Annotated in this window: 17 protein-coding genes; 4 read left to right on the top strand and 13 right to left on the bottom strand. The window is 73.7% G+C overall.

The window, feature by feature from the left end; genetic code table 11:
* Positions 1 to 2: 2 nt before the first annotated feature.
* The 7 genes from ACGF0J_RS18415 to ACGF0J_RS18385 form a co-directional block, all read right to left on the bottom strand.
* The gene (locus tag ACGF0J_RS18415) at positions 3 to 1,223 is read right to left on the bottom strand and encodes a cytochrome P450 (protein WP_393147171.1); all 1,221 of its coding nucleotides are present in this window, start codon (positions 1,221 to 1,223) and stop codon (positions 3 to 5) included.
* Entirely contained in the window at positions 1,127 to 2,452 is a 1,326-nt protein-coding gene (locus ACGF0J_RS18410) for a cytochrome P450 (protein ID WP_393147169.1), read from the bottom strand. Before ACGF0J_RS18410 ends, ACGF0J_RS18415 begins: the two co-directional genes overlap by 97 nt.
* A complete protein-coding gene (locus ACGF0J_RS18405) occupies positions 2,449 to 3,027 on the bottom strand; it encodes an ATP/GTP-binding protein (protein ID WP_393147167.1) in 579 nt (192 codons plus the stop codon). The genes ACGF0J_RS18410 and ACGF0J_RS18405 overlap by 4 nt, the downstream gene beginning before the upstream one ends.
* A complete protein-coding gene (locus tag ACGF0J_RS18400; RefSeq protein ID WP_393147165.1) occupies positions 3,008 to 3,358 on the bottom strand; it encodes a DUF742 domain-containing protein in 351 nt (116 codons plus the stop codon). Before ACGF0J_RS18400 ends, ACGF0J_RS18405 begins: the two co-directional genes overlap by 20 nt.
* Entirely contained in the window at positions 3,355 to 3,810 is a 456-nt protein-coding gene (locus tag ACGF0J_RS18395; protein WP_393147163.1) for a roadblock/LC7 domain-containing protein, read from the bottom strand. The genes ACGF0J_RS18400 and ACGF0J_RS18395 overlap by 4 nt, the downstream gene beginning before the upstream one ends.
* 7 nt (positions 3,811 to 3,817) lie before the next feature.
* The gene (locus tag ACGF0J_RS18390) at positions 3,818 to 5,416 is read right to left on the bottom strand and encodes a hypothetical protein (protein ID WP_393147161.1); all 1,599 of its coding nucleotides are present in this window, start codon (positions 5,414 to 5,416) and stop codon (positions 3,818 to 3,820) included.
* Between the two features lie 353 nt (positions 5,417 to 5,769).
* Positions 5,770 to 6,084 carry a hypothetical protein gene (locus tag ACGF0J_RS18385; protein WP_393147159.1) on the bottom strand — a complete coding sequence of 105 codons (315 nt, stop codon included), beginning with the start codon at positions 6,082 to 6,084 and terminating at the stop codon, positions 5,770 to 5,772.
* Between the two features lie 94 nt (positions 6,085 to 6,178).
* Between ACGF0J_RS18385 and ACGF0J_RS18380 the strand changes: the two genes are divergently transcribed.
* The 3 genes from ACGF0J_RS18380 to ACGF0J_RS18370 all read left to right on the top strand — a co-directional run bounded on the left by ACGF0J_RS18380 (position 6,179) and on the right by ACGF0J_RS18370 (position 9,003).
* The gene (locus ACGF0J_RS18380; protein WP_393147157.1) at positions 6,179 to 6,949 is read left to right on the top strand and encodes a GntR family transcriptional regulator; all 771 of its coding nucleotides are present in this window, start codon (positions 6,179 to 6,181) and stop codon (positions 6,947 to 6,949) included.
* Between the two features lie 10 nt (positions 6,950 to 6,959).
* A complete protein-coding gene (locus ACGF0J_RS18375) occupies positions 6,960 to 7,967 on the top strand; it encodes a 1-aminocyclopropane-1-carboxylate deaminase (protein ID WP_393147155.1) in 1,008 nt (335 codons plus the stop codon).
* Between the two features lie 79 nt (positions 7,968 to 8,046).
* Complete coding sequence (locus tag ACGF0J_RS18370) at positions 8,047 to 9,003, top strand: hypothetical protein (protein WP_393147153.1); 957 nt, start codon at positions 8,047 to 8,049, stop codon at positions 9,001 to 9,003.
* Here the strand turns inward: ACGF0J_RS18370 and ACGF0J_RS18365 are convergent.
* The 6 genes from ACGF0J_RS18365 to ACGF0J_RS18340 form a co-directional block, all read right to left on the bottom strand.
* A complete protein-coding gene (locus ACGF0J_RS18365) occupies positions 8,975 to 9,454 on the bottom strand; it encodes a hypothetical protein (RefSeq protein WP_393147151.1) in 480 nt (159 codons plus the stop codon). The two genes, ACGF0J_RS18370 and ACGF0J_RS18365, sit on opposite strands and share 29 nt — an antisense overlap.
* 48 nt (positions 9,455 to 9,502) lie before the next feature.
* Positions 9,503 to 9,964, bottom strand: coding sequence for a MarR family winged helix-turn-helix transcriptional regulator (locus tag ACGF0J_RS18360; protein WP_393147149.1), 462 nt, complete (start codon positions 9,962 to 9,964; stop codon positions 9,503 to 9,505).
* Positions 9,965 to 9,968: 4 nt separating this feature from the next.
* Positions 9,969 to 10,325, bottom strand: a complete 357-nt coding sequence (locus ACGF0J_RS18355; RefSeq protein WP_393147148.1) for a hypothetical protein — start codon at positions 10,323 to 10,325, stop codon at positions 9,969 to 9,971.
* A 382-nt stretch (positions 10,326 to 10,707) separates the two neighbouring features.
* Entirely contained in the window at positions 10,708 to 12,942 is a 2,235-nt protein-coding gene (locus ACGF0J_RS18350) for a polysaccharide lyase 8 family protein (protein WP_393147146.1), read from the bottom strand.
* A gap of 196 nt (positions 12,943 to 13,138) precedes the next feature.
* A complete protein-coding gene (locus tag ACGF0J_RS18345) occupies positions 13,139 to 13,639 on the bottom strand; it encodes an ATP-binding protein (protein WP_393147144.1) in 501 nt (166 codons plus the stop codon).
* Positions 13,636 to 13,824: a DUF5999 family protein gene (locus tag ACGF0J_RS18340; protein ID WP_393147142.1), complete on the bottom strand. Its 189-nt coding sequence runs from the start codon at positions 13,822 to 13,824 to the stop codon at positions 13,636 to 13,638. Before ACGF0J_RS18340 ends, ACGF0J_RS18345 begins: the two co-directional genes overlap by 4 nt.
* A gap of 257 nt (positions 13,825 to 14,081) precedes the next feature.
* On the opposite strand from ACGF0J_RS18340, the gene ACGF0J_RS18335 reads away from it, so the two are divergent.
* Positions 14,082 to 16,142 (top strand): sensor histidine kinase, encoded by a 2,061-nt coding sequence (locus ACGF0J_RS18335; RefSeq protein ID WP_393147140.1) that lies wholly within the window; start codon positions 14,082 to 14,084, stop codon positions 16,140 to 16,142.
* Positions 16,143 to 16,216 lie beyond the last annotated feature (74 nt).

Below are 16,216 nucleotides of genomic sequence, written 5' to 3'. Positions count from 1 at the left end.
GGTCAGGGGCGCAGCAGGACGGGCAGCTTGCTCCACCCGTGCGCGATGAAGGACGGGACGTGCGGCAGCGCACCGCCGTCCACGGCCGGCCGCAGGTCCGGGAAGCGGGCGAACAGCGCCGGCAGGGCGGTCAGCGCCTCCTGGCGGGCGAGCGGAGCCCCGATGCAGCGGTGCACGCCGATGCCGAAGGCCAGGTGCTCGGCCCGCTCCTGCGTGGCGTCGAACCGGTCGGCCTCCGGGCCGTGCTGGTCGGGGTCGTGCCCGGCGGCCAGGTAGCTGGTGATGATCGCGTCGCCCGCCTCGATCCGCACACCGCCCACCTCGATCGGCTCGATCGCGAACCGCAGCGGCAGGTTGGCGATCGACGGCGCCCAACGCAGGGTCTCCTCGACCACCGCCTCCCAGGTGATCTCGCCCGCGAGGACCATCCGGAGCTGGTCCGGGTGGGTGAGCAGGGCGTGCACGGCGTTGCCGATCAGGTTGACGGTCGTCTCATGCCCGGCCGCGATCAGGAGCAGCAGGGTGTCCCGCAGCTCGTCGTCGCTGAGGGAGTCGCCGCTGTCGCGGACGTTGATCAGCTCCGTGGTCAGGTCGTCGCCCGGGTGCTCACGCTTGTACGCCACCAGGGCGGGCAGCACGGTGCCGATCTGCGCCGCTGTCGCCGCCGCCTGCTCCGGGGTGGCGGTCGTGTCCATGATGGCCTCCATCATCTGGGCCATCTCCGCCCGCATGCCCGTGGGGACGCCGAACAGCTCACAGATCATCCGCATCGGCAGCGGGTGGGCGTAGGCGGTGCGCAGATCGACGACCTGGCCCGGCGGCACCGCGGCCATGGCGTCCAGCAGGTCGGCGACGATCCCCTCGACGACCGGCTGCATGGCTTTGGTGCGGCGCGCGGTGAAGCTGGGGGCGATCAGCTTGCGCAGCCGCCGGTGCTCCTCGCCGTAGGCGCTCAGCATGTTGGACACGCCGATCCACGTCATGATCCACGTCCAGCCCGGCTTCTCCAGCGCCTGCGGCAGCAGCCGCCAGTGCCGCTTGTCCTTGCTGACCATCGGGTCGAGGATGAGCTGCTTGAGCAGGTCGTGCCGGGTGACGGCCCAGGCCGGGACGCCGCCGGCCAGCTCTACGAGGACCAGGGGGCCGAGGTCACGTAACCGGCGGACCTCACCGGGGAGGTCGGCTCCGAAGGGGTCGAGGACGACGGGGGCTGCACTGCCCAAGGGGATTCTCCTGGCTGGTCGGGGCGGATGGGGGTGAAGCGCACCGGAAGGTGCGCCAGCGACCGGTGGAACGGGCCGGGCCGCCACAGCAGCTCCTCGCGCGGCACGGTCAGTTCGAGGTCGCACAGGTGGGACGTCAGGCGCTCGATCGCCGTCATGGCGATGAGCATGGCCGGATCGCTGGCCGGGCAGCGGTGCGGCCCGGCGCCGAAGCCCAGGTAGGCGCCGCCGTCGGAACGCAGCTCCTCGGGCACGGCGGCCGGTTCGGTGTTCGCCGCGGCGTAGGAGACGAGGACCAGCTCGGCCGGCTGGATCCACGTGCCGTGGAAGTGCACGGGCTGGCGCACGAAGTAGGGGCCGTAGTTGGCCATGGCGGGCTCGGCGCGCAGCGCCTCCAGCAGGGCGTCGTACGTGCTCAGGGCGCCGTTGGCGAGCGAGCTGTAGTAGCGGTCGTCGCTGACCATCCGGGAGAGCGCGTTGGAGATCAGGCTGGCCGTCGGCTCGTAGCTGGCGGCGATGACGAGCACCAGGTGGTGCAGCACCTCCTCGGTGCTCAGCCCGGCGGGGTGGTAGAGGAACCAGGAGGTCAGGTCGTCGCCGGGGCTGGCCGTCTTGGCCTGGATGAGCTCGCCGATGTAGCGGTAGAAGGAGTCGTGGCCGCGTGCGCCGGCCTCCCCGTCCGCCTCCATCATGTCCGACAGGGCCCTGATCAGCGCGTCGCTGTCGGAGTCCGGCCGGCCGAGCAGCCGGTTGAAGATCCGCAAGGGGATGGGCCTGGCGAAGTCGGCGGCCAGGTCGGCCTCGCCCTGCGCGGCGAACTGGGCGATGAGCGCGTCGCACACCTCGATCACCGTCTGGCGCAGCTTGTGCGGCTGGATCATGGAGAAGCAGTCCGTGATCACCTTGCGGTAGCGGGCGTGCTCCGCGCCGTCGGAGAAGAGCGCGTTGGTGCGGTAGCCGAGCATGCCGACCATCGCCGCGGCCTCGGGGGTGCCGGGCAGGCGTGTCTGCCAGTCGCTGCCGTTCTTGCTCCACACCCCGCCCGCGTTGGTGAGCACGTCCACGGCGGCCTGATAGCCGATCACCAGGTGGGCCTCCACGCCGGGGGCGATCTCCACGGGCGCGATCGCGCCGTGCCGGTGGCGCAGCGCCGCGTAGACCGCCTGCGGGTCCCTGGCGAAGTCGGGCCCGTACAGCCGACCGGCGTCGGGCAGATAACGCATGGTCATGCCAGAACCAGCTCTCTGATGTGCTCCACCAGCGCGATCAGCGAGGCGCGGGCGGACGCGGGGTCGCGGGCGTCGCACACCAGCAGCGGCGTGCGCGGGTCCAGGTCCAGCGCCTGGCGCAGGGCCTCGGGCGGGTACTGGGGGGAGTCGGGGAAGTGGTTGACGGCCACCGCGTAGCGGATCCCGGCGTTCTCCACCAGGTCGAGGACGGCGAAGCTGTCGTCGATGCGGCGGGTGTCGGCCAGCACGAGCACGCCCAGCGCGCCGCGGACCAGCTCGTCCCACAGGACCTGGAAGCGGGTCTGCCCCGGCGCTCCGAACAGGTACAGCACCACGCCGGGCAGCGTGAGCCGGCCGAAGTCGATCGCGGTGGTCGTGGTGGTCTTCTCGTTCACGCCGGTGAGGTCGTCGACCAGGGTGCCCGCCTGGGTGAGCACTTCCTCGGTGTTGAGGGGCTCGATCTCCGACAGGGCGCCGACGATCGTCGTCTTGCCCACGCCGAACGGCCCGGCGATGACCAGTTTGACCGGGATGTGGTCGGCACTGATGCGGATGTCAGAGGGCGCGGAGGCCACTGAGCACCAACTCCAAGATCTCGATGTCGGGCAGGTCGGCGGGAGGCGGGTCGCGGGTGAGCAGCGTCCCGTTGCCCACCAGCCCGGCCACCAGCAGCCGCACCACGCAGTACGGCAGCCCCAGGTGCGCGGCGCATTCGTAGACGGAGAGCGGCCCGTCCTGCAGCAGTGCCAGCAGGTGTGACGCCGGCGGGTCCAGCCCGTCGGCGGCGGCGTCGGCGGCGATGGAGACCAGGGTGGTGCGCTCGACGCTGATGTGCTCGGGCACGCTCAACCTCGCGGCGGCCATGTAGTCCGGGACGACCCGCCGCCGCTGCCGTCCGGATGTCATGTGCGGATGCCCGGTGTCCTGGCCGCGCTGGCCTCGTCGAGAGCCTTGATCAGCTTCTGCACCTGGAGCTGGACCTCGTAGGCCAGCGAACCGACGTTGACCGCCGAGGTGGCCGCGACGACGATCGCGGCGCGGTCGCCGGCCGGGGCGATGTAGTAGTAGCCGGTGCCCGCGGAGATGACGATGTCGACCACCTCGCCGTCACCGCCGTTGCTGAGGCCGGCGCACAGGGCACGCGCGGCGCCCAGCACGGAGCTCGTCATGGCGGCGGCGCGCTCACCGGTCTCGGCGGTCACGTCGGCCGAGCCGCCGAGGATGAGCCCGTCGCGGCTCAGCACCACGCCGCGGGCGACGCCGGGCAGGGCCAGGAGCGGCGACAGCACCCACGACACGTCGAGGGAGAGCGGGCGGCCCTTGGTGTGAACACGGCCGGAAGCGCTGTGAGCGTCCATGGAGCGGTCAGTTCCCTTCGGTGTTGTCGTGCGGCTGGGTCGGAAGCGCTTCGCGGCGTCCGGCTTCAGCTCCGGCCTGGAACTCGCCCCACCGCCGCGCGGCCTCCTCCGGGGTGGTGAGCGACCCGCCGCCGGAGCCGCCCGTGCTGCCCGAGCCGGCGGCCGGGCGGGGGCCGGCGGCGGAGCGCGGCGACTGGCGGCGGCGCTGCGGCAGCGCCGCGAGGGCCTCGGCCGGGTCGGGCTGCTCGGGCACCGCCGCGGGCTCGGGCCGCAGGGTGGCGACGGGTTCCGGCCGCAGGGGGGTCGCCGGCCGCAGGGCGGTCACGGGTTCCGGCCGCGCGGCGGGCACGGGCTCCGGCCGGGGGGACCCGGCGGCGGGGACGGCGGAGGTGGGGATCGCGGAGGTGACGGCGGCGGGGACGGCCGCGCGGACCGGCTCGGGCGCGAGCACCGACGGCCGGCTGCCCTCCGGCATCTCGACCAGCAGAGCGGCGGGGACGTTGACGACGGCCTGCACGCCGCCGAAAGCGCTCTTCTTGACCGTGACCTGCATGCCGTAGTGGGCGACCTGACGGCCGATGGCGGCCCATCCGGTGCGGGGCGGGTTGCCCAGGTCGACCAGCCGGACGGGGTGGCCGCCGCCCAGCAGGTGGGTCGCGCGGGCGTACTGCTCCTCGTTGAGACCCACGCCCGCGTCGTCGATGACGATGGCGGCCCCGTTGTTGGTCTCGTGCACGGCGATCGTCACCTTGAGCGTGCCGTGGGAGTGGTGGACCGCGTTGGCCAGCAGCTCGGAGGTGATGAACAGGATCGGCTCGGCCGCACGGGCGGCGACCCCGATACGGCGGCGCAGGTGGTTGGCCGGGCCCTCGATGCGCTGCTCGAAGTTCTCGACGCGGGAGATGGCGCCCACGACCAGGTCCACCAGGTAGGTGTCGTCACGCGACAGGCCGGGGGTGGCCCCGCAGGCGATGCCCGTGACCTGCACGCGGCGGATGATCAGCTCGTTGAACATGTCGAGGCCGAGCACCTCGCGCAGCAGCGCGGTGTGCTCGTCGCCGCTGTAGCGCTGCTGGATGCCGGCGAGCAGGTCCTGGGCCCGCAGCGCCTGGGTCTGCACGCGGGACATGGCGCCTCGGACGATCGCCTGGGCGGCCTCGTCGATGCGCTCGCCCTCCTCGCGGATCCCGCGGGCGACCGCGTCGAGGATGCCGCGGTGCAGCCGGTCGAGTTCGGTGCCGGCCAGCGCGGGGTTCTGCACGCCGGGCACGATCACGTGCGGGGCGCGCAGGTGGGACACCAGGGCGGGGATCCGGGTGGACAGCAGGTGCTCGGTCTCGACCCAGGCCACGTCCTGCTGGGCGCGGGCCTCGCGGAGCAGGTCGGCGGCCTCCTGCGCCTGGCGTTCGGCCTGCGCCAGCCGCTGCTCCCGCGCGCTGGTCTCACGCGTCAGGTGCTCCTGGGCCTGGCGGGCCTGGAGGAGCTGGCTGCGGGCCTGGCCGAGATCGCGGCGTACGCGCAGGTGGGCGATCAGGACGCCCGCGAGGGCGAGGGCGAGGACGGCGACGCCGATCATGATCGGGACGCTGAAGGAGTCTGGCGGCATGACAGTCCTGGGGTCGGAGGAGAACCGGCGGGCGAGTCGACCGAAGCGGAGCCCCCGCTAGCGAAGCAGGTCGGCGTCGCGCCGTGGTCTGCTGTGACCGCGAAGGCGCCGTGCTCGCCATCCCGGGCCGCCGGCACGGCCGCGTGCCTGCTGCGGCTGTGCGTGGGGCATGGCGGGGCCAAGCGACATGGGCATCCTCGGTCTCAATGGTGCAACGGCTGATCAGGAAAACCAGTATTCCGGTTAAGTCACGATAGTCAACCGTGAGTGAGCCTGTCGCTGCGCTCGGGAATCTGTCTCACCACGTGGACCGTGCGTTTCCGTCAGAATCTGCTGTCAAGACGCGGCCGGGTTCACGCGTAGCCGCCGGTCAGCCGCCGGACCTGTCGCGCCGTCTCCTCGACCGAGCGGCCGTCCGTGTCCACGAGCAGCGCCCCGTCGCGGGCAGGGTCGTCCCGGGCGGCGCGGTCCGCGATCCGCTGCAGGGCGGCGGGCGGGAGGCCACGCAACTCGTCACCCGGGATCACAGGCCCGAGCCCCCGCCCGCGCAGCAGCAGGCGCTCGGCCAGCGTGTCCCGGGAGGGACGCAACCGGCACACGGTAAGCGTCGTGAACAGCTCGGCGGCGCCGGAGCACCTCCGGCCGGCGCGCAGCCTGACGAGCGTCACGTCGGCGCCCGGGGTGGCCGCCGTGTCCGTACACGCGGCTGGAGGGCGAGCCGATTTCTTGACAGAGCGGATTGTGCGGCATGCAATATATTGCATGCCAGTACCGCAGAGCCGGGGCCTCGTCAGCCGTTCTCTCCTCCGTGAGAACGCCTATCGGGCGATCCGGGACGCCATCGTCGACGGCACGCTGGCACCCGGCGAGCGGCTCAACGACGGCGACCTGGTGGCCTGGCTGGGTGTCAGCCGCACGCCGGTCCGCGAGGCCCTGGCCCGCCTGGAGCAGGCCGGGCTCGTGCGCACCAAGCCGGGCCGCTACACGATCGTCAGCCCGCTCGACGTCCGGGCCGCCCGCGACGCCCAGTCCGTCACCGCCGCCATGCACGAGCTGGCGGTCCGCGAGGCGCTGCCCAACCTGTCCGCCGCCGAGCTGGACGCCATGCGCGAGGCCAACGCCCGCTTCGCCACCGCGCTGAGCCGCGACGACGTCGACGCGGCCATCGCCGCCGACGACGACTTCCACGGTGTCCCGGTCACCGCAAGCGCCAACCACGCCGTCCGCGCGGTGCTGGAGCAGTTCACACCGCTGCTGCGACGCCTGGAGCGGGCCCGGTTCTCCTCGCTGAGCGGCCGGGGGTCGGTCGCCCAGCACGAGCGGATCATCGCCTTGTGCGAGGCGGGCGACGCCGACGGCGCGGCCGCCGCCACCCTGGCCAACTGGCGGACGCTCGTGCCGCTGCTCGAAGCCGCGTTCCCTGACGGGGAGCTGACCTCGACCCCCGACGGGGAGCTGACCTCGTTCCCCGGCGGGGAGCCGACCTCGTCCCCCGAGGGGGAGCTGACCTCGTCGCCGACCGCCAACACCTGAGGAGCCCCGCATGTCCCTCGACGACTTCGAGCGGTACCCGCTGCTGTTCGGTCCCAGCCCCGTCCACCCCCTCGACCGGCTGAGTGAGCACCTCGGCGGGGCGCGCATCTGGGCCAAGCGGGAGGACTGCAACAGCGGGCTCGCGTTCGGCGGCAACAAGACCCGCAAGCTGGAGTACCTGGTGCCGGACGCGCTCGCCCGGGGCGCGGACACCCTCGTCACCATCGGCGGGGTGCAGTCCAACCACACCCGCCAGGTCGCCGCGGTCGCGGCCCGGGCCGGCCTCAAGGCCGTCCTGGTGCAGGAGAGCTGGGTGGACTGGCCCGACGCCGTCAACGACAAGGTCGGCAACATCCTGTTGTCGCGCATCATGGGCGCCGACGTCCGGCTGGTCCGGGCGGGCTTCGGCATCGGATTCAAGGAGAGCTGGCAGCAGGCGCTGGAGGACGTGCGGGCCGCCGGGGGCACCCCGTACGCCATTCCGGCCGGGGCGTCCGACCACCGGCTGGGCGGGCTGGGCTTCGCCGGTTGGGCGTACGAGGTGCAGCGGCAGGAGGCGGAGCTGGGCGTGTTCTTCGACACGGTCGTGGTGTGCAGCGTCACCGGCAGCACCCACGCGGGCATGATCGCCGGCTTCGCGGGCCAGGACCGGCCGCGCCGCGTCATCGGCATCGACGCCTCCGCGAAGATCGACGAGACCCGCGCCCAGGTGGAGAAGATCGCCCGCAACACCGCCGAGCTGATCGGCCTCGGCCGAGAGCTGCGCGACGACGAGGTCAACGTGCTGGAGGGCTGGGCAGGCGATCTCTACGGCATCCCCGTCCCGTCGACCCTGGACGCCATCCTGCTCACCGGCCGCCTCGAAGGAATGATCATCGACCCGGTGTACGAGGGCAAGTCCATGGCCGGGCTCATCGACCTCGTGCGCGACGGGGACATCCCGAAGGACTCCAACGTCCTGTACGCCCACCTCGGCGGCCAGCCCGCGCTCAACGCCTACAGCGGAGTCTTCCGGTGAGCCGGCGCGGGGGACTGGACGGCCGCCCGCCGCGCTCCTGCTTGACTCTGACACCGTGTCAGGCGGCAGGCTGCCCGGCATGTCGCTTCCCTATGTCGGCTCGGGGCCGTACTGCTACGCCAACTCGCTCAAGATGATCCTCGGTGACGCCGCGCCGTCGGCCTCCGTGATCGAGGTCCTGACGGGCTCCCCGTACGGGATGCAGCTCATCGCAGGGCGGCTGCCGCTGTTCGATCCGTACGGGTGGGATCCCGAGACGGGTCTCGACGCCGCGATCGACCTGCTGGGCTGGACCTGCGAGCGCGACGACGGCGGATCGGCGGCCGAGGCGGTGGGCCGGCTGCGCCGTGCCTGCGAGGACGGCCCGGTGCTGGCCGGGCCGCTGGAGATGGGGCTGCTGACGCACCAGCCGGGTTCCGGCACGGCCGTCGGCGCCGATCACTACGTGGTGGTGCTGGAGGTGGGCGACGACACCGTGCTGTTGCACGATCCGCAGGGCTACCCCTACGCCACGCTGCCGGTCGCCGCCTTCGTCGAGGCGTGGCGTGGCGAGTTGGTCAGCTACCTGCCGCGGCCGTTCGCGATGCGGTCCGGGTTCGTCCGGCGGGCGGAGGTGGCGCCGGACGAGGCGCTGCGCCGCTCGCTGCCCGGCGGGGTGGCCTGGCTGGGGGGTCGTGCCGACGTCGCCGTCCCTCCCGGCACCCTGGGCCAGGCCGAGGCGGCCGAGCGGGTGGCCGCGATGGTGGAGGAGGGGCTGGATCCGGAGGTCAGGGGGCTGTGGCAGGCGTTCGCCGTGCGGGTGGGGGCGCGCCGGCTGAGTGACCTGGCGGTCTGTCTGCGGGGTGTGGGCCTGTCCGAGGGCGCCGCCGTCGCCGCGGAGCAGGCCCGCATCGTGGGTGGGCTGCAGGGGCCCGTTGTGACCGGCGACGACGCCGCGCTCGCGGCGGGTCTGCGCCGGCTGGCGCCGACGTACGAGCGGCTGCGGGCCGCGTTGGGCGGTCCGGTGCTCAGGAGCCCGGACGGACGATCATCATGACGACGACCACGGCCCACAGCAGGTTGTAGACGCCGGCCAGCATGCTGAGCGAGCGCAGCCGGGTGCCGTCGTCGGGCGTGTCGAGGGCCTCGCGCTGGCGGGGGACGATGAGCAGGGCGAGGATCGCGGCGGCGGCCGCGGTGAGGATCATGGACAGGGTGATCCAGATCTCGCCCATCCGGCCCTGGGTGACGGCCAGGGCGATGCCGACGACGGGCACGACGATGCCGGCGACGCCGTAGCCGCGGCTGATGCGGTGCATCGCGGCGGCGACGGCGCGGTTGCGCTCGCCCTCGGTGGCGGGTGGCGCGGGTGCGGCTCCCGCGGGCACCGGCACCGGCACCGGCGCCGTGGTCGGCGCGTAGCGGGGGAACAGGCTTGTCGCGATCGCCGAACCTCCGATGAACACGATGCTGGCGAGCACGTGCACGGACAGCAGCACGCCTTCCACGGCTTCTCCCTCTGTTGCCTTCAGATGTACTGAAGCCTAACATCGGCTTCAGTTGGCCTGAAGGTCGGGTGGCGCGGCCTCCTCGAACGCGGCCCGCACGGCGTCGCCCACCTGCCGAAGGACGGGGTCCGCCGCCGCGCCGAACAGCCGTTCGTCCACCTCCGCAGTGGCCCGCAGGGCCTCCGTCATGAGCCGCGCACCCTCCGGCGTGATCTCCAGGCGGGACGCGGAGCCGGCGCGGGCGGTGCCGTCGCGGACGAGCCCGGCGCCGGTGAGCGCCTTGACCGCGGTGTGCACGCTCTGCACGGTGATCCCCGACATCCGCGCCAGGTCGCTGAACGACGCGCCGGGCACGCCCGCGATGTGCCCGAGCAGGCCGAACCGGCCGACCGTCAGCCCGAGCGGCGTCAGGGCGGCGCCGAGCTCCGACTCGATCCGGCGGGCCAGCGTGAGCAGCACGATGGACGGGCTCGTCACGGGCGGCTCGGGCCGGGTGTTCTCGATCGTCACCCTCTCAGTGTCCCGCGCCCGGCTCCTGCCGGCGGGCGCCGCGCGCGAGGCGGGCTCCGGCGGTGATCGAGACCGCCCCGGCCAGCCCGGCCGCGGCGGCGGCCAGCGCCGCCCAGGTGAACCCGGCCGCGCTCGACAGCGCACCGAACGCGAACGGCGCGACCGTGGCCCCGGCGTAGACGCCGACCTGGACGGTGTGCCCCGCCTGCTCCGCCTGGCCCGGCACCAGCCGCAACGTGGTGGCCAGCAACAGCCCCGTCCAGCCCCACCCGGCCGAGAACGCCAGCACCGCGCCGGCGACGAAGCCCGCCGGGGTGCCGGTCGCGATCAGCGGCAGGCCGAGCGCCCCGAGGAGCATCATGGCCGCGAGCCGAGGCCGCGTAGAAGGCGCTCATCGCCAGCCCCAGCGCGGTGCGCGAGAGGTCGAGCTCCACCTGGATGGGCGAGGCGAGGGCGCCGACGGTGAAGCCGGGCATCACGGTCACGGTGGCCGTCAGCGCCGCCCCGCCGACGGCGGGCCAGGGTCTGTCGCGGGCGGCCGGGGGAGCCTCGTGCACGGTCGCCATGTTCAGTTCCGGGCGGGGGAGAGCGGGAGGTCTCTGGGGTCGGTCACGCGTCCAGCCTAAAGATTCTAGCTTGAATAATTTAAGCCATAAATATGCAAGGTGGAAGCGTGAGTGAGGGGCAGCTCGCCGCCCGCGGCCGGCCTGACGGCCGCCGGGTACGCCTGCGCACGGGCGAGGTCAGGCGAGCCGTACGGCGACCGTGATCGAGCGGCCCTCCTCCTCCGCCAGGCCGGTGAGGCGGAGCGTGAGCCCCCGGCCGGTGGTGGCGGCGGCGAGCTGTGCGGGGCGGCCGAGGACGGCGGACACCGGGCGGTTCCAGGTCACGGTCAGGTCGTCGAGGTCGCGGCGAGGGTCGGCGACGCTGAGCGTGGCCGTGCCGTCACCGTGCTCGCGAACCAGCACCGCGCAGGGACCCGAGGCGGTCAGCGGGCCGGCGGAGCCCGCGGTCCAGAAGACGGCCGCGGTGATCCCCGGCGAGGGGGCGTGCACGGCCTGCTGCCGCGCGGTGTTGGCCAGGACGTGTACCCGGCCGGGGTCGGCGGCGCGGGCGCGGGTGGCCTCCCGGCTCGCGCCCGGCAGGAGGGCGTAGGCGTAGCCGGCCGAGCGGGGGTCGACGCCGTGGTCGAGCCAGAGCGTCACGTAGCCGCGGGTGGTCCGGCCGGCGGTGCGGTCCTCACGGAGGGTGCGCAGCGGCTGCCCGCCCGGCACGACGTAGCCGCCGTGCCCTTCGAGGTGGGCCCAGCCGGCCGCGGCGTCCACGGTCAGGGCCGCGCCGGAGCGGCGGTTGTCCACGATCGTCTCCACCGGCACGCCGTCCGCGCAGGTGATCCCGGCCCCGAGACACACCACGGCGTCGTCGAGGAAGAACCACGACTTGAACGCCTCCAGCGTGCTCTCCAGCCCGGCGAGGTGCTGGCCGACCGCCGCGTACGTGCCGTCGGTGGCGCCGCCCACCCACCGCCACGGCGTCCGGGTGTCGCCCCATCCCGCGCCGGCGCCGTCGGGCAGCCGCCGGGTGGAGACCGTGGTGCCGGCCAGGCGGTAGGGGTCCACGGTGGGCCAGAACGCGTCCGAGTAGTGGTCGCCGTGCCCGTCGGCCCACCAGTAGAGCATTCCCGAGCCGGTGTGCCAGCCGCGCAGATTCTCGCCGTTGCCGTGCTCGTAGTGGCCGATCCGGTCGGAGGCCATGCTGAGCGCCGCGCACCAGCCGGGCCGCCGGTGCACGGCGCGGGCGCTCATCGGCATGAGCGTGTGGCCGACCGGCTCGGGCGAGGCGGGGACGGCGTCGTCGGCGAGGACAGCCGCCAGGCGGGCGTGCAAGGCCGGGTCGCTCCCGCCGGGCAGCGACCGGTACGTGCCGCGCACCGCCCACCCCTTCACCATCCCCTGCCAGCGGGCCCGCTCGGCCGCCGAGGCCGACTCGCCCAGCAGCAGGATCGCCGCGGCGATGGCCCGCCCGCGCCGATGATCCACGTACGGCCCGCGGACGATCCCCCGCCCGCTGACCAGGTCCATGCAGAACCCGTCGCGCACGAACGGCGCGAACGACCGCTCCACCATGTCGAACACGACCTGCCTGGCCGGGTCGGTGACCTCCCACGGCGTGCCCCGTAGCACCGCCAGCAGCGTCGCCACGCCCGACAGCAGCACAGCGCCGTAGCCGCCCTGGTAGGGGACCGACGTGTGCTGGATGAACGACCCGTCACGGTAGAACCCGTCCCCGTCACGCACGTACGGGAAGACGGGCGACAGCGCCGCGGCGGCCAGCCCGGCCTTGCCGTGGTCGTCGCGGAGGGCGGCGCGCAGCAGCGTCACCGTGCACAGGTCCACCCGGTTGGCGCCCGTGCTGGTGCCCTCGTAGGCGTCGAGGCGGTCCTCGGGGACGAAGTGGTCGACGGCCTCCGCCAGCGCCGCGGCCTGCCGACGGGGCAGGTGCGGGCCGACCAGGAGGGCCGCGTCGAGGAGCGTTCTGGGGACGCCGATCTGCCAGTGCCACCAGTTGCCGGCCGGGTCGGCGCCCGCGGCGTACACGTGGCGCCGGTAGTGGTCGAGCCCGGCTGTCACGGCGGCGGCGAGCCGGGCGTCGCCGGTCAGGCCGGTGCCCGGCAGCGCGTAGGCGCGGGCCATGGCCCGTAAGCGCTCCGGGGTCTCCTCGAAGGAGGGGAAGTCCAGGCCGGGCCAGAGCGACGTGCCGGAGGGGCGCATGCCGTCGAGGTGGCGGGCCGCCGCCGCGCCCAGCGCCGCGGCTCGGGCGGAGACGCCGGTCGGCGGTCCCAGGGTGACCTCCCGCCAGCGGGCGCGTAACAGGGAGAAGGAGGTGTCCGGCGTGTGCGCGGCCCGCGCCGGCAGCAGCGCCCCGGCCAGGGCCGCTCCGCCGAGCAGGAGGAACAGCCGCCGAGAGTATGCGCCCACATCGGAATTATCCGGCTGTCTCGCCTGCGGTTCGGCCGTGGGGGGAGGGGGTCCCTCTCCGAGGGACTGGGACCCCGGAGAGGGAAGGGGATGGGACACCGGGCCCGGGCGGTGTGCGGGCCGAAGCCCGGCCCCGGTGTCCCGTCGGGGGCCTCAGGGGTTCGCGGAGCGCTGCGCGCTCAGGACAGCTCCGTGCTCAGGACAGCTCCGCGCTCAGGGTGGCGACGGCGGGCCGCCGGGTGGCCGCGGGCTCCTCGACGGCGACGGGTTCCGCTGCCGGGACCGGCACCTCGAACCAGACGACCTTCCCGTGCGCGGTGTGGTCGGCCCCCCAGCAGCAGGAGAGCATGTCGACGAGCTGGAGCCCTCGCCCGGTCTCGTCCTCCAGCCTGGCCTGGCGCATCCGCGGGAGCTCGGGGGCGTCGTCCTCGACCTCGCAGCGCAGCAGGCCGTCCTCCATCGAGATGGTCAGGCGGATCGTCCCGCGCGCGTGTTCCATCGCGTTGGCCACCAGCTCGCTCACGAGCAGTTCCACCACGTCGCTCTGGTCCGCGGCCCCCCAGCAGGCCAGCTTGTGCCGCGTCACGCGCCGCGCCCTGCGCAGCGCCGACGGCGTGCGCGCGAGCTTCCACGAGGCGGTCCTGACCGCCGGGTCGACGGTCATGGAGCCGAGCAAGCTGTCCCAGAAGGCGTTCATGCCGCTGCGCTCCCGGCGTGGGCGGGGATGCTCCGCCCGTCGGGCAGCAACTCGCCGCAGTCGTCGAAGCACACCACTCCGTTGCAGAGCAGCCCCCACCCCTGCTCCGGGTGGTAGGCCACGAGGCGCGCGCGCTCACGGTCGGGCGCGTCCACGGACGGACATGGCGGCTGGTGCTGGCACATGGTGTAACCCTTGTAGATCGCTTCCGGACGGCCTGTAGTGCTCCAAGTCACCAGGGTGCCTGCCGCCATGGCGCGAAGGGACGTGAGAAATCCCTATATAGGTACCTATTCCCCCTACGTAGGTAGTCCGTCGCCGCAGACGTCCGCCCGACGGCGACGTGGTAACGGCCCGGCCACGGTAGGCGCAATATAGCGACAAAACAGGCATACTCCTGTCCGAGTCGTCGGGACGCCCGAGGCGGGGAGAGCGGGGGAAGATGACCGGGTTCGCCGGGAGGTCCCGGGTCACGGTCGCGCGGGCGGTCGCCGTGGCCGCGGCCGTGGTGTCCCCGGCGCTCGCGGTCGCCGCGGTCGTGGTCGCCGCCGGGCTGCCCGACGAGTGGCGGCCGGCGCGGACGGTCACCCCACAGACGGCCGCCGCGCTGATGTTCCCCGCGGTGGGCGCGTTCCTGATCGCCCACCGGCCGCGGCTGAACATGGCCTGGCTGATGTGCGCGGGCGGCCTCGCGGCCGCGGTGAGCGACTTCACCCATGCGCTGATGTTCCGGATGGCCGCCGACGGCGAGTTACTCGCCGCCGGCTACCTGCGGCACGTGTCGCACCTCGGCTGGGCCGGCTGCGGCCTGGCCCTGACCATGCTGCTCCCGCTCTACTCGCCCGACGGACGGCTGCCCTCCCCACGCTGGCGGCTGGTCGTGGCGCTCGGCACGACGGCCATCACGGCGCAGTTCCTGCGCGGGCTCCTCCGGGTGGACCCGCCGGCCGAGCGCTACCCCTACCCGGCCGTCATCCCCAACCCGCTGCAGATCCCCGCGCTCGCGCCGTACGAGCACCTGCTCTTCACGGTCGCGTGGGCCGGCATCTACTCCGCGATGGCGCTGTCCGCGCTGTCCCTGGCGGTCCGGATGCGGTACGCCGACCCGACCGGCCGGCGGCAGATCGCCTGGCCGCTGTTCGCGTTCGTCGGCTACATCGTCTTCCTCGTCGCGGCCGTGTGGCTGCCCGCGATGCTGTGGGCCTCCTTCGTGTGGGCGGCGCTCATCCCCGTCGCGATGGCGTTCTCGGTGATGCGCTACCGGCTGTACGGGATCGACACGGTGATCAGCCGGACGTTCGTCGCCGCCGGGCTGCTCGCCGTGGTGAGCGCCGTCTACTTCGGCGCGGGCGCGCTGTCGAGCCTGCTGGTCTCCGGCTACGACCAGATCGCCGGCCTCGTCTCCGCGCTGTTCGCCGGGGCGTTCTTCCAGCCGCTGCGCCGTGCGCTCCAGCGGGCCGTGGACCGCATGCTGTACGGCAGCGTCGGCGATCCCCGCCTGCTCGCCGAACGGCTCACCCAGGCCGTGCGCCGCGCCGACCCCGCCGAGGCGCTCACCTCGGTGGTGGGCGTGCTGCGCGACGGGCTCGCCGTCGAGGGTGTCGCGGTCGAGGTGGCCGACGGCGAGCCGAGGTACGTCGAGAGCGGGCGCGTCGGCGCCGCCCCCCGCGAGGTGCCCCTGATCTGGCACGGCGAACGGGTCGGCCGGCTGCTCGTCGGGCAGCCCGGCCCGCGCCGCTTCCCCGCCGCCCACAACGAGCGCGTCCTGGCCACGCTCACGCCGCACGCCGCCGACGTCGCCCACGCCGTCCGCATGGCGGCCGACCTGCAACGTTCCAGGGAACGCATCCTCAGCACCCGCGAGGAGGAACGCCGCCGCCTGCGGCGCGACCTGCACGACGGGCTCGGCCAGACGCTGTCGGCCATGGCCATGACCATCAACATCGCCCGCAGCAGGCTGAAGAAGTCACCCGACTCGGCCGACGCGCTGCTCCAGAGCCTGCGCTCGGGCATGGACGCGGTCGCGGCGGACATCCGCGAACTGGTGTACGGCCTGCGCCCGCCCGCCCTCGACGACCTCGGCCTGGAACGTGCCGTCCGCGAACTGGCCGGGCAGTCTCCGCCCGGCACCGGGGTCGAGGTCGAGGCGGAGGGCGACCTGGCCGGGCTGCCGGCGGCGGTGGAGGTGGCCGTCTACCGCATCGCCCAGGAGGCGTTGACGAACATCCGGCGGCACGCCGACGCGACCCGCGCCCGCGTCCTCCTGCAGCGGCGGCCCGACGGGTTGCGGGTGCTGGTCGAGGACGACGGCCGCGGCCTGCCGGACGGGCACCGCGCGGGCGTGGGGCTCGGCTCGATGCGGGAGCGGGCCGCCGAACTGGGCGGCGTGTGCGTGGTCGGCGCCGCCCCGGGCGGGGGCACCAGGGTGGAGGTCGTGCTGCCCCTGGCCACCGGCGGGGACGGCGGCCGGGTGGAGAACCTGGACCGGCTCGACCACCGCTGACCGGAGTAAGGGCAGAATCACGCTCGGCAGCATTTGCCGATCTTGTGGCGAGATCGCCGAATCTCCCTAGAATC

The organism is Nonomuraea sp. NPDC047897, from assembly GCF_043204415.1.
In the GTDB taxonomy this organism is placed as follows: Bacteria; Actinomycetota; Actinomycetes; order Streptosporangiales; family Streptosporangiaceae; genus Nonomuraea.
The sequence above is the reverse complement of the archived record's forward strand: the minus strand, read 5'-3'. Positions and strand labels throughout refer to the sequence as shown.